A 13,251-nucleotide genomic window follows, 5' to 3' on the forward strand; every position below is an offset into this window, starting at 1 on the left:
AGCCATCCCAAGCAAATCAACAGCGTATATAATCTTTTCATAAGAACGAATTTTTTCATGTACTCAATTTAGTGTACGCTTACGAGCATACCAAAAAATCCGACACGATCGGAGATTAAAAGGGTTGACTGGTATTTTAGCTCCTTTTTGAATTGCTTATCTTAGATTGATTATTTACATATCATTGAGGTCTTGATAAAAAATGATCATCTCTTTAACAAAGAAAAATATTGACAGTTAAATCAAATAAAAAACCATGCTAAAAACCAGCCTTTATATTTCAATCCTATTCATGGGGCTTATGGGAATGTTTTTTTCCCAAAACCAATCCATAGAAAATGAAACGGAAGAAATCACCATCTGCCATACTGGCCCATCAGAAATGATGGCATTTTTGGATGATCCGAAATTTGTAGATTTTCATCCTGCGCCGATTCCATTTGATTTTGAAGGACTTGGAGAAATGGTCTCATTCCCTGCTGCGGATGGAAAAAATGCCTCCGGTTATTTGATCAAAGCCAAAGAACCTTCCAACCAATGGTTGTTCGTGTTCCAGGAATGGTGGGGTTTGAATGACAATATCAAGGAAGAATCAGATAGGTTCTACCAAGATTTAGGGGGACGTGTCAATGTATTGGCATTGGACATGTACGATGGCAAAGTTACCTCTAATCCGCAGGAGGCTGGCACATTTATGAGGGGTACAAATGAAACAAGACTGGAGAATATCGTGATGGCAGGAAGAAAGTTTGCGGGGCCTGAGGCAAGAATCGCGAATGTAGGTTGGTGTTTTGGAGGCGCTTGGTCTTTGAAATCCGCCCTTTTGTTAGGACATCAAAACATCGGATCCATCATTTATTATGGCATGCCCATTCGTGAAGTAGACCAATTGATCTATTTGGAATCAGATGTTCTAGGCCTTTTTGCCACTGAAGAATACATTTCCAAGGCAGTGATTGAGGAGTTTGCCATCGCCATGGAAGCTGCCGGAAAAGAATTGGAATATAAAATATTTGATGCGGTACATGGTTTTGCAAACCCTTCTAATCCAAGGCATGATAAAGCAGCTACCAAGGAAGCTTATGGAATGGCATTGACATACTTACAGGGAAAATTCAGGTAGTATTAATCTTAACCAAATCCTTAATGACTTATTGACAAAAAGTAATATTAGTCAACAGAAGGGGTTTCCAAAAATCAACTATCAAACTTAAATGGCCCAGGTTTTCGAACCCTGGGCCATTTTATTATTAAACTTTTAAAGTAATTGCAGTTATAAGTACCAAGCTTAGTGAAATGAACAAATCCATAATTTACGGACTCTTAAAATAAAGGGTATTCAAAAAGAAGGAATTCCAAATATCCACACCTGTTTCGGTCTGAAATACCAGGTAAAGGTCAGCCCTCTTTTCCTGGCTTTGAATGGGCAACTTGACATCAAACCACCTTCCCTTGCTGTTTTCCGGTCTGTTTTGATTTCCGATGACTTCAGTTTTTCCAATAACGGGGCCATCCAAACTTCCAAGACGGAGCTCAAACCAGCCCATCCTTCTATTGGGATCAATGGAAAGGGTAAGTTGTCTTATATCCGTCAAATCAATATTTTGAAATCCAATATAAGATTGGTTTTCAGTAAATTTGATTACCCGGGAATCTCCAAAATTGGCTTTGGCAGTCCCCTCAAACAGATCCGCATCTGCGGCCAATACCAGTGGGTTTCTTAAAATGAGTTGCTCCCTTCTCAATATTGGTGCAATGTCATTGGCTCCCTTATCCCTGTAGGAAGCAGTCAAAATATAAGTACCTCTATCTTTATGTCTATCAAAAGGTACTAAGCCTGCCACGTCCATCTTGTTTTTCTGATTTACCGAAGATAAAGGCGACAAGGAAAGGATATAATCCACCATGAGACCAATGTCTTTTTCCGGCAAATGGGCATGGGAAGGCATCAGCCTATCTCCCCAATTCCCTCCACCTCCTTGTATAATTTTTTCAGCTAAATAGGTGGCTGCCTCCTGATTGGTTTCGTAGTGTTCAGCGACTTGCTTGTAACTCGGCCCTACAGAAGCATTGTCCACTCCATGACAGGCATTGCATCCGCTTTTGATGGTTAAGTTTTGCCCAATAAGTGAGGCAGAGCTTTCTGTTTGCTGATGTCCTTCAGCAGCCAGCACCCTATCAAAACCCTCTTCCAAAAACTCCCAGGTCACGGTTACTTCCTGAGGAGAAATATCGCCGGTTTCCAGGCTGCCATCCTCTTGGTCATCCACATTGACCCTGTAAGGCATTTTGGTTCTTCCCCAATAAAAGCTCCTATTTCCCTGCCATTCTATTTCCACATTCGGTGGTTGATTGCCCACTGAAATCGGAATCATTACCTGACTTTCTAAACCTTCCCCGTCTTTGACCTTTAAGGTCGTTTTGAACTCCCCTGTTCTTTGAAAAGTAAAAGCAGGATTGGGAAGGTTGGAAATCTCAGAGCCATCCCCATAAAAATCCCATTCAAAACTGAGTTTATCCCCATCTACATCAAAGCTTCCATCACTATCAAACCTTACTGTAAATGGCGAAGCACCTTGCTGCTGATCAGCGGAAGCTTTGGCCACAGGCTTTCTGTTACCTGCACTGAATTCAATCCTATAAATGCCTGAATCGTCATTTTGAGCACTCCAATAGGTGCCGTATTCCAAAACGTAAAGCGACCCATCAGCCCCAAATTGCATATCCATGGGTTTATAAAAACGGGTACTTGGCATAAATTCCTCTATTCCCGTATAATTCCCTTCTTTATCAAAACTCACGGTAAATATCCAATTCCTCATCCAGTCATAGACAAATAGTTTTCCATCATAATATTTGGGGAATTTTACCTCTGTATTGGGGAAAAGATCATGATAAAATACCGGACCTGCCATAGCATTTCGACCTCCCGAACCCAGCATAGGAAATTCCTCCGAATCGGCATATGGATACCATATCATGGCTTCCTGAGCAGGAGGAAGGACTTTGACCCCAGTATTATTGGGAGAGTTGTTAACAGGAACCTGGGGATCATACTCAAAAACACTTTCCTGCGTTTCGAAATCATAGTACCAATAAGGCTTATTGTCTGCTATAAAATAGGGCCAGCCAAAAAACCCGGCTTTTTTCGCCTGATTTACCTCATCATAGCCTCTTGGCCCTCTACCCAAACTGTCAAATTGGGCATCAGGACCTACCTCGCCCCAGTATAAATAGCCATTTTTGGGATCCACTGAAATACGAAAAGGGTTGCGGTTGCCCATGACGTAAATTTCAGGTCTTGTATCAGGTGTTCCAACAGGAAAAAGGTTCCCCTCCGGAATGGTGTAAGTACCATCTTTTTGGGGCTTAATTCTAATGATAGCTCCTCTTAGGTCATTGGAATTAGAGGAACTGCGCTGTGCATCTACATTTCCAGGTCTACCCGGCCTTTCATCAATCGGATTGTAATTGTCAGATTCAAAAGGAGTGGTATCATCCCCTAAGGATAGGTATAGGTTACCCTGACTATCAAATTCTATGGATCCACCACTGTGGCAGCAACCACGGAACTGGGGGATTTCAAGCATCACGATCTCAGATCCCATATCCATAATGTCATCTACCAGAGTAAACCTGGATAACCTATTGATACTTTCTCCGCCTTCTGGAGAATAATACAAGTAGATCCAATGGTTATTGTAAAAATCAGGATCCTTGGCAAGTCCCAGCAAACCATCTTCTGCCTCAAAATATACAGGAATAAAGCCTATGTCTTTTACTGAACCGATTTCGGGTTCATACATCCGGATTTTTCCTTTACGCTCAATAAATAATACCCGGCCATCCTTGAGCACCTCAATTTCCATGGGCTCATCCAGTTTTTCAACTAAAGTGATCTTGGTAAACCTGGTTTCGTCCGGTTTTTCAAAAACATATTTTTCTTCTGATCGCTTACAAGAAGACATGATCAGGATAAAGAGAAAGGAAAGCTTGAGGGTAATTTTCATGGTGATTGATTAACTTCAACCTTCCAATTTAAAAAATAAAAGGTGAGAAAAAATAAAAAATCTCCCCAAGGTGAGGAGATTTGAATGAGTGGTAAATAAAGTACGAATTAGAACCTAAATGACAAGCCTAGCATCAGTTGCTGGAACCTAAAATCACCTTGCCCGGTAAAAACATTATCTATATTGACAGTTTGGCCATTGAGTACCCGCTCATAGCGGAGGTCAAGGCCTGCCCTACCCAGATTTAACCCAATACCAAACTGATATCCTGCATTGAATTTATCATAGTCATTTGCCATCAGTTGATCTTCAATATGGTAATGAAAAGATGGACCCGCAAAAACATTCAGCAAAGACCCTAATAAATTGATTCCGACGAGTACAGGGGCATCTAACCGCTGGGTTTTCAGAATGGAATTATTGATTTCAGACTGCAATCGGGTGTAATTCAGTTCAGGCCTTAAGAATATGGGACCTGCATTGACTTTTCCAAAAAAACCTAAATGATAACCCAAATTATTCATTGGATTTCCCCAAATGGTTTCAGCATCTTTGAAATACTTCCCATTCGAATTGTAATTGAGCCCCCCTTTAATCCCAAGCCCACTACCGGATTGGGCATAGACCATTTGACTGAATACCAGAAAAGTCAATATCAGCACGGTTGATTTTAAGATAATTTTCATGGATAAATAAATTGACAGTTTAATTAACGGACAAAACTTGGATAATAGTTTGGAATAAATCACTTTATTCCAAACACCTGTACGCAAAATTGGGTTACTTATTATGATTTGGTAACTTCGGTGAAGTCCCAAAAACAAAGGATCAAACATCCAACTATGTTGGTATATTCTAAAACTGTGCCCATTTGTAACAAAAATTTCAAAACCAGTAAACACAGCATGAAAAAAGTTGATAAAATCCTCTTAATGGTACTTTTCTCCTTATTTAGTCTTGCCCCATTCAGCTGCAGTTCATCAGAAAACAAGCAAGAAGAAAAAATCAATTATACCAATCCGGAAGATTATCCAGGGAAGAAAGCATTGGCAACCTTTGCAGGTGGCTGTTTTTGGTGTATAGAAGCTCCTTTTGAAGGCATCGATGGGGTGATTGCTGTCATCTCAGGTTACTCCGGTGGAAAAGAAAAAAATCCCACTTATGAAGAGGTGTCCAATGGAAAAACAGGTCACAGAGAAGCGGTACAAATTACTTATGATCCTGATATCATTTCTTATTCGGAACTTTTGGACATTTTCTGGCAGCAGTTTGACCCAACCGATGAAGGGGGGGCTTTTTATGACAGGGGATTTCAGTACAGTTCAGCCATTTTTTACCATGACAATACCCAAAAGAATGAAGCACAAAAATCATTGACGAAGTTGGAAGAGGCAAAGGTTTTTGATAAGCCCATTGTCACGCCAATAATCAAATACAGCAATTTCTACCCTGCAGAAGAATACCATCAGGATTATTATTTAAAAAATCCCTCAGAATATTATGCTTATAGAAGAGGCTCAGGTAGGGATGCTTTTATTGCCAAACATTGGCCGGTGGATTTGGAGAAAAAATACACCAAACCATCAGATGCAGAACTGAAAAAGAGGTTAACCAAACTGCAGTATGATGTGACCATGCATGAGGCCACTGAAAGGGCTTTTGCCAATAAATACAATGACAATAAGGAGACTGGTATCTATGTCTGTATTGTTTCGGGGGCGCCTTTGTTTTCTTCTAAAGACAAATATGAATCCTATTCCGGTTGGCCTTCTTTCGTCAAACCCATAGATGCCCGGTTAATTGACAAACCAACAGATTCTTCCTACGGCATGGTCCGTGTGGAAGTCCGGAGCAAACTGGGAGACTCCCATCTGGGGCATGTTTTCAATGATGGACCTGATCCTACCAATTTGAGGTATTGCATGAATTCTGCCGCCATGCGTTTTATTCCAAAAAAGGAAATGGAAAAAGAAGGTTATGGCGCTTGGCTTTGGCTACTGGATTAAAATCCGTTGATCGGGATTTATAATCCCAAACCTTGATAACACCGCTATTTGGGATTTGAAATTCCGAACCTTGATAATGAGGATTTGAAATCCCTATTTTATCGCCTATCCAAATTTCAAATTTCGAGAAGCATTGACCAAATGAGTGCCCCCACTCACTTATTGAATCCTTCTAAAAGTGAGGTTAATCCTTGGGCCATGCACCTTCTTACTTTTGGGAATTTGATGCTCCCAGTGGTGTTGGGTCTCCTCTTTCATCAATAAGAAGGAGCCATGTTCCAAAAGAAATTCTTTTTTGACAGTTTTGTCATGATATTGCCTAAACTGGAATTTCCTCGGGACACCAAAGCTGACTGAGCCGATCACCGGATTCAATCCAAGTTCGGGTTCATTGTCCCTGTGCCAACCCATACTGTCCTGTCCATCCCTGTAATAATTCAATAACACATGGGTAAAGCTCGTCTGGGCCACTTTCTCTATAGCATCTTTGATTTCCATAAGCAGTGGATTCCAGGAATGAGGCTCCATTTTAATACCAGAATAGCCATAGGATATTCCTTCATTCCCGTAAAGTGCTGTCAACCTGGGCTGCATCACCTGCTTTCCAAACATCCAAATTGGCTCCTGTTTCCAATTGATTTCCCTGATCAATCTTTCCAAGAATATATTGCTTTGGCTCTTATCAAAAAAATAGGGATAGTAAAACACCTCACCTTTTTCCGGCAGTAAATTCTCACCGCTTCCTATTGATTGCATATTCATCAATGAATAAACTGTTTTTAATCTTTATGGTTGAGAATGTATTCCTTTTACCTATTGTTTAATTGCTACTATTATCGGAAATTACCTGTCTAAAATTTTTAAAATCGCATATTAAACAACAATTAATTTCCATGAAAAAATACGTTGTAATCAGCCTGATCTTCCTTGCCTTTATTTTGGCCGGGGTGGTCTATTGGCGATATTATTTTGTTTTTAGCGAAGGCGTGAAAGGCGGAACCTTAAACTACTTCGAGAAAAAGGGCTATGTCTTCAAAACCTGGGAAGGAAGGATAGTACAGGAGGGATTCCAAAGTCCTACGGCAGGAGCCCTACAGAGCAATGAATTCCGGTTCAGTGCCATTGGTGACGAGGTGGCTTTGGAATTGGAAAGGGCCGGTGGGAAATTTGTAGAATTGAGGTATAGAGAATACTTAAATCCTCTACCTTGGCGTGGAGCCTCCAGCTTTATCGTATTTGAAGTCATAGAAATCGGTGAAAGAGAAGGCGGAGGTAACCGGGATATTCCAGCAAACAGAGATTAGACTTAGTGTTTTTGGGTCTTTGAGGTATAAAGGCCCAAAAACACTATTCTTTTTTTTTACCTTAATCCCGCTTGGCCCAATAATCGACAACCAAAACTTTATCTAAATGTGGGCCCAGTACTTCCACAAAGGCTTTATGCTCAGGGTGAGGAAGGTAAATATCACGATCAGCTTCCGATTTGAATGTAACAAAGAAACAATGGGTAAACCCCTGATCCAAGCCTTCTGGGCTGTTGTTGGTCCCCCATTCCAGATCCTCAATTTCAGAGATTTTTGATTTCAAAGCCATAAAAGCATCAACGACTTTCTGTACCTCTTCTTCTGATGATTCATCTTTGAATTTGAACAACACCACGTGTCTTAGGGCAGGATCCATGTTGGTAATTTTCTTTTCAATAATTTTTTCTACAACGATTTCTTTTTGGGGAGATTGGCATGCCATACTTACTAAGAGGGGAAGCAGGAATAACAGGAATGTTTTTTTCATAGCTCAATAGGTTTTGACCCGAAATATGCAAAAGAAAACAGATTTTTATTTACCGTCTATACAATTTTGAATGGGTATTTATTTATTTTTTCAAAATTTAATGCATCATTTAGCCAAAATACGCCTATGAAACTTAAATACGGATTTCTACTGATATTCTTCCTTTTCTTTTTCGCTTTCTTTTCTTCCTATGCCCAGCAATTGGCAGTGAGAGGTTTACAAGATGAAGTGGAAGTGATCAGGGACAACAATGGTATCAACCATATTTATGCCAAAAATGAACAAGACTTATTCTTCAGTCAAGGCTATTTAGCGGCCAAAGACCGCCTATTCCAATTTGAAATCTGGAGAAGAAGGGCTACCGGCACCATGGCCGAAATTCTTGGACCTAGAGAATTGGAAAGGGATAGAGGGGTAAGGCTCTTTCAGTTTAGAGGTGAAAAAAACAAAGAATTAAAACATTATCACCCCAAGGGGGAACAAATTGTAGATGCCTTTGTGGCCGGTGTAAATGCTTATATTCAGGAAGCTCGGGAGCAACCTGAAAGCCTTCCAATTGAATTCAAAATGCTGGATATTTTACCAGGATTCTGGACATGGGAAGTGGTTATATCCAGGCATCAGGGCTTACTCCAAAATGTTCAGGATGAGCTGAAATACAGCAGGGTTGTAAGCAAAGTTGGTCCTGAAAAGGCCAAGGCCTTTTACCATTTTCACCCCAATGAACCCAACCTGGATCTTCCAGCAGAAATTCCCCATGAGTTACTGTTCAAAGATATTTTGGCGCCTTACGATGCCTTCAGGGCAGGATTTGTATTCCATCCGGAGGATGTGCTTCCCGAATTTCGAAACCGAAGCTTAAGTTTTTTGGCTGAAAGTAAGGCATACAAGAATGAATTGGAGGAAACTTTAGAAATGGAAAAATTCAATATCGGTAGTAACAATTGGGTGATTTCGGGTGAGTTTACCGAAAGTGGGTTCCCTTTTATGGCCAATGACCCTCACAGACTGCATGCTATTCCTTCTTTACGCTATTGGGTCGGGCTGCATGCCCCCGGCTGGAATGTGGTAGGTGCAGGAGAACCCGTCATACCGGGCATTTCCATTGGGCACAACGAATACGGGGCTTGGGGCTTGACCATTTTTGAAACGGACAATGAAGACTTGAGGGTCTATGACATTCATCCGGACAACCCGACGCAATATTTTTACAAAGGGAATTGGGTAGATATGACCATGGTCCAGGATACGATCAAAGTGAAAGGACGGGCCGATGAAATCGTGACCCATTATTACACGGTTCATGGTCCGGTAACCTTTATTGACCAAGACCTGAACAAAGCGGTTGCAGTAGAATGTGCCTGGCTGGAACCTGGAGGAGCACCTTATTTAGCGAGTTTGCGCATGGATCAGGCCAAAACTTGGGAAGAATTCAGAGAAGCTTGTGGCTTCAACCATATTCCTGCCGAAAATATGGTTTGGGCTGATAAAGAGGGAAATATAGGATGGCAGGCCACTGGCATCAACCCCATCAGAAACAGCCATTCCGGTTTGGTGGTCTCATTGGGAGATGGCAGTATGGACTGGGAGGGCTACCAGCCCATTACAGAACGCCCTCACCTCACCAATCCAGCAACCGGTTTTTTTGTGACCGCCAATGAAAATGTGACACCTGAAGATTATCCTTATCAACATACCATTGGCTATGAATGGGCAGATCCGTTTCGGGGAGATAGGATCAGGGAAGTCTTGGCAGAAGGCCGTAAATTCAGTTTGGAAGAAATGGGGGCCTTACAAAATGATTATCTGGCATTGCCTGCCAGAAAGTTACTGCCTTATTTATTGGACTTAAAGCTTGAGGAAGGCAACTACATTTCAGCATTAAATTATTTGAAAGGTTGGGATTACAGACTGGAGAAGTCTTCCATTTCGGCCGGCATTTATGTAATGTGGGAAAGGAAATTGAGAGAGAGCAGTAAGGCATTAGCTGTTCCCGATGAGGTACAGGACCTGGTTGGTGCCATATCCATGAGCAGGGTGATTGAATGGGTGGAAACACCGGAAAAACTTTTTTCTGAAAAGGCTTCAGAACAAAGGGATTTATGGCTTTCCAATAGCTTTAAAGCGGCAGTAAATGAATTGGAGCAAAAATTAGGCACCAATCAAAGCCAATGGCAATACGGCCAGGAAAATTACAAACATGCTTTGGTCAGACACCCGATGAGTCTGGCGCTATCAGAAACCTGGAGAGAAAAACTGGATGCAGGTCCCCTAACCCGTGGTGGCTATAGCTTTACCCCTGCAGCCAATGCCTATGGGGACAACAACACCTCTGGGGCATCCTTTAGGATTGTAGTGGACACCGGAGACTGGGAAAGGACGCTGGGCATCAATACACCAGGTCAATCCGGAGATCCGGAAAGTCCTTTTTATAAAAACCTATTTGAATTGTGGGCCAATGACGGTTTTTTTGTGGTGCCTTTTGGAAAAGCACAGGTCGAAAAAATGGGAGTTGGGAAACTGGTCTTGATGCCAAATTGATTTGGGACAGAAGTACTGATAGGATTAATGATCGGCCCTTCAGGCCTTTGGGAATATCGATAGCTACCTATGCCAGGAGATCTGAAGGACCAATAAAAAATTAATCGGAAGAAGCAAAAAAAATCCACCTACAGACTGTAAGGTGGATTTTTAACCATTTAACCCAATCAATAATTTTTTTACACTACCTCATAAGGCCAGGACATGATCCCACCTGCAAGGTTATGGGTGCTTTCAAAGCCCATATCTGCCATGATTTCACAAGCCTGTCCACTTCTGTTGCCACTTCGGCAATAGAGGTAGTATTTTTTATCTTTTGGCAGATTTTGGATCTGCCCCATAAATCCAGGCCCCATCAAGTCAATATTTCTGGCTCCCTTGATTTTTCCGGAATGAAATTCTCCAGCTGTCCTCACATCAATGATGACGGCATCCTTTGCTGTCATCCCTGTTTTGAAATCCTCATTGGAGAGGTCTGTATAGTTTTTTGGTTTTGTTCTAAAGAAGTTAAACATGGTTCTTATTGGTTTACCTTACAAAAGTAGGACAGTTGGGAATTAGAAAAAGTAACCTTGATCACATAGAAGCAGGCAATGCCTTAAAACCACTTTCAAATGTATCATGGAAGGGAGGTAAATTACAACAGTACTCAATGAGCATTTGCAGCTGAAAAAACTGGAAGAGCTTAAAAATTTTCAACTTTTTTTTAGGGTAAAAACAGAAGAATATTTCCCGTATTTTCAATCAACTAATTTGCTATTTTTAAATTGGTTTGAAAGTCCTCTTACGTCCTTCAAAACCCTTTTTTAAGTATATATAAGTTATTGGTTTTGTGTCGATTTTATCTAGAAAAATCTTGAAACATACTATTCTTTTTTCAAATAAAAAATACCCATTGATGGGTATTTTTTATTTGCTCCCTAAGAAATACATTCACAAAAAATTGAATATGAAAAAAGCATTATTTCTTCTCTTTGTCATTTTATCAGTCTCTTTTTCTTGTGTAGAGAAAGAGGAGGTAAATCAAACTATTCCAGATGACACCTTATTTATCAAAGTTAAAATTGATGGGGTCGATTATGAGTACAGTTACAAACTGCCTGATGGATATCATACCGCAGATGTTTTGGACATGAATGAATACCTTCCGGGAGTTGGTGGAAATTTCATCATATTTTCCAATCAAACCTTGGAATTCAATATTCAAAAAGGCTGTACCAATTCCTCAGGAAAAAAAGCCTGTGTGATTTTGAAGATCACAGATCTAAATACAATTGGTAAAACCTCAGATCCATTTGTGACCGGTGTCCTACCAGGAGAACCTTTCAGGCACTACTTACGAAATTTCTCCTATTACAATGAGCAACCGAAGGACTTTGAGGTAACCCTAAAAAACTACGACCCTATTAAATTTACAATTGAAGGTACCTTTAAAGGTAAAGTGAGGCTCATGGAGGTAACTGAAAATCCAGAAATAAGAATTATAGACATTGAAGGAAGTTTCAGGTCAGGGGCTATAATTTAGCTTTAGTAAGCCATCCAAAGAGCGTATTATGAAAAACAAATTGATACTGATAGTAGGATTGGGGTTAATCCTCTCCTATTGTACTGAGCCTGAGAAACCATCTGTAGACAATCTTCCAGATGATAAACCATCCTTAGAAAAGCCCAAAGAAGAAGAAGAAGAAGAAATAGTACTCTCATTTTCAAAGTCCAAATCAATGCCTACTCCAGGAAGGAAGAGGGCCTTTTCCTTTGCCATCGATAACAAAATATATGTGGGGACAGGATTTGGAACGGATGAGTCAGGACAGAAGTACTTAAGCGATTTTTGGGAATATGATATTCAAAATGATACTTGGGAAGAAAAAGCCCCTTTCCCCTTAGGGCCATTCAGTGATGGAGATGCTATCAGTTATAATGGAATAGGATATGTTCTATTTGGAAAAAAAATAGTATGCGAACAAATAGACACTCCTTGTAATCATATAGATGTGGGTGAAGTGCATGCTTATGATCCTTCTACTGATACCTGGGAAAAAGTGGCGGATTTTTCAGATCAACCCAGATTAATAGGAGGCAACGCCACCTTGATAGGCGATAAAGTTATTTTTGTAAACAATTTCGATGCTTATACTATAAGCTTAATAGATTTCAGTTATACTTCCCTAGCCAATCCACCTGATTTCATAAATGATGCCACTCATTTCATGATCGAAGAAAACATCTTCTTAATAATGGGAATGAACAGTGGAATAGGTAAAAAAAATTGCTTTACCTATAATATTCCTTCTGACCAATGGCAGGTTTTACCAGATTTCCCTGAAGTAGGCAGGTATGGAACAGTAGGATTTGCCAATGAGGGTATGGGGTATGTATTAGGGGGGAAACAAGGAGATATTAGTGGACAAAATGAGCAATTTAAAGACATCTGGCAATATAACCCTTCCACTACTGAATGGAAAAAAGTGGGTACATACCCCGGAGAGGCCTATTCCTGGAAAGTACTTCAAAAAGCGGGAGGGGCAATATATGTAGGTTTGGGAGATAAAAGAAACTTTCTAACTTTTGAAAATGACTGGTGGAAACTTGAGATGAAATAGAGCAATTCTTATTTCATTTCAGGCCTTGATTAAAAATAAACCAAAGAAATGAAACATCCCGCTATACTCTATTTAGCAATGATAGTTCTAATTTTTTTAGTGCTGTTTTTTTCATTATATAACATAGAAAATAAGATTTCTTGTTCAATGGAAAAAAAGGCTTTGGCTTTGGAAATAAAGGGGTGGAGAATTTTAAGAATTTATACAGATTCTTTAAACCATAACAACCGTTCCATACAATATGAAGTAGATGGAAAAGTAAGGGAAAGCCTGTTTTTAGACCAAGAACGGACCCAAATA

The 13,251-nt window shown here is 40.3% G+C and carries 11 protein-coding genes; 6 read left to right on the forward strand and 5 right to left on the reverse strand.

The features are described 5' to 3' along the window. Positions 1-256 precede the first annotated feature (256 nt). Positions 257-1,123, forward strand: coding sequence for a dienelactone hydrolase family protein (locus tag B879_RS18060; RefSeq protein ID WP_009186657.1), 867 nt, complete (start codon positions 257-259; stop codon positions 1,121-1,123). 190 nt (positions 1,124-1,313) lie between these two features. Here the strand turns inward: B879_RS18060 and B879_RS18065 are convergent, their stop codons facing one another. Both B879_RS18065 and B879_RS18070 read right to left on the reverse strand, forming a co-directional pair. Next, positions 1,314-4,010, reverse strand: coding sequence for a PQQ-dependent sugar dehydrogenase (locus B879_RS18065; protein ID WP_009186658.1), 2,697 nt, complete (start codon positions 4,008-4,010; stop codon positions 1,314-1,316). Between the two features lie 107 nt (positions 4,011-4,117). Continuing rightward, positions 4,118-4,696: an outer membrane beta-barrel protein gene (locus tag B879_RS18070; RefSeq protein WP_040401124.1), complete on the reverse strand. Its 579-nt coding sequence runs from the start codon at positions 4,694-4,696 to the stop codon at positions 4,118-4,120. 219 nt (positions 4,697-4,915) lie between these two features. Between B879_RS18070 and msrB the strand changes: the two genes are divergently transcribed. Beyond that, complete coding sequence (gene msrB, locus B879_RS18075; RefSeq protein ID WP_009186660.1) at positions 4,916-6,016, forward strand: peptide-methionine (R)-S-oxide reductase MsrB; 1,101 nt, start codon at positions 4,916-4,918, stop codon at positions 6,014-6,016. A gap of 159 nt (positions 6,017-6,175) precedes the next feature. Here the strand turns inward: msrB and B879_RS18080 are convergent, their stop codons facing one another. Beyond that, complete coding sequence (locus B879_RS18080) at positions 6,176-6,778, reverse strand: alpha-ketoglutarate-dependent dioxygenase AlkB family protein (RefSeq protein ID WP_009186661.1); 603 nt, start codon at positions 6,776-6,778, stop codon at positions 6,176-6,178. Between the two features lie 131 nt (positions 6,779-6,909). On the opposite strand from B879_RS18080, the gene B879_RS18085 reads away from it, so the two are divergent. Next, positions 6,910-7,320, forward strand: a complete 411-nt coding sequence (locus B879_RS18085; RefSeq protein ID WP_009186662.1) for a hypothetical protein — start codon at positions 6,910-6,912, stop codon at positions 7,318-7,320. Between the two features lie 61 nt (positions 7,321-7,381). Here B879_RS18085 and B879_RS18090 read toward each other — a convergent pair whose 3' ends face one another. After that, positions 7,382-7,807, reverse strand: a complete 426-nt coding sequence (locus tag B879_RS18090; RefSeq protein WP_009186663.1) for a Dabb family protein — start codon at positions 7,805-7,807, stop codon at positions 7,382-7,384. Positions 7,808-7,933: 126 nt separating this feature from the next. On the opposite strand from B879_RS18090, the gene B879_RS18095 reads away from it, so the two are divergent. Continuing rightward, the gene (locus B879_RS18095; protein ID WP_009186664.1) at positions 7,934-10,348 is read left to right on the forward strand and encodes a penicillin acylase family protein; all 2,415 of its coding nucleotides are present in this window, start codon (positions 7,934-7,936) and stop codon (positions 10,346-10,348) included. A gap of 179 nt (positions 10,349-10,527) precedes the next feature. Here the strand turns inward: B879_RS18095 and B879_RS18100 are convergent, their stop codons facing one another. After that, complete coding sequence (locus B879_RS18100) at positions 10,528-10,863, reverse strand: rhodanese-like domain-containing protein (protein WP_009186665.1); 336 nt, start codon at positions 10,861-10,863, stop codon at positions 10,528-10,530. 434 nt (positions 10,864-11,297) lie between these two features. Between B879_RS18100 and B879_RS18105 the strand changes: the two genes are divergently transcribed. Next, entirely contained in the window at positions 11,298-11,873 is a 576-nt protein-coding gene (locus B879_RS18105; RefSeq protein WP_157231701.1) for a hypothetical protein, read from the forward strand. Positions 11,874-11,901: 28 nt separating this feature from the next. After that, positions 11,902-12,951, forward strand: coding sequence for a Kelch repeat-containing protein (locus tag B879_RS18110; protein ID WP_009186667.1), 1,050 nt, complete (start codon positions 11,902-11,904; stop codon positions 12,949-12,951). Positions 12,952-13,251: the final 300 nt, after the last annotated feature.

It is taken from the genome of Cecembia lonarensis LW9 (genome assembly GCF_000298295.1).
Lineage (GTDB): Bacteria > Bacteroidota > Bacteroidia > Cytophagales > Cyclobacteriaceae > Cecembia > Cecembia lonarensis.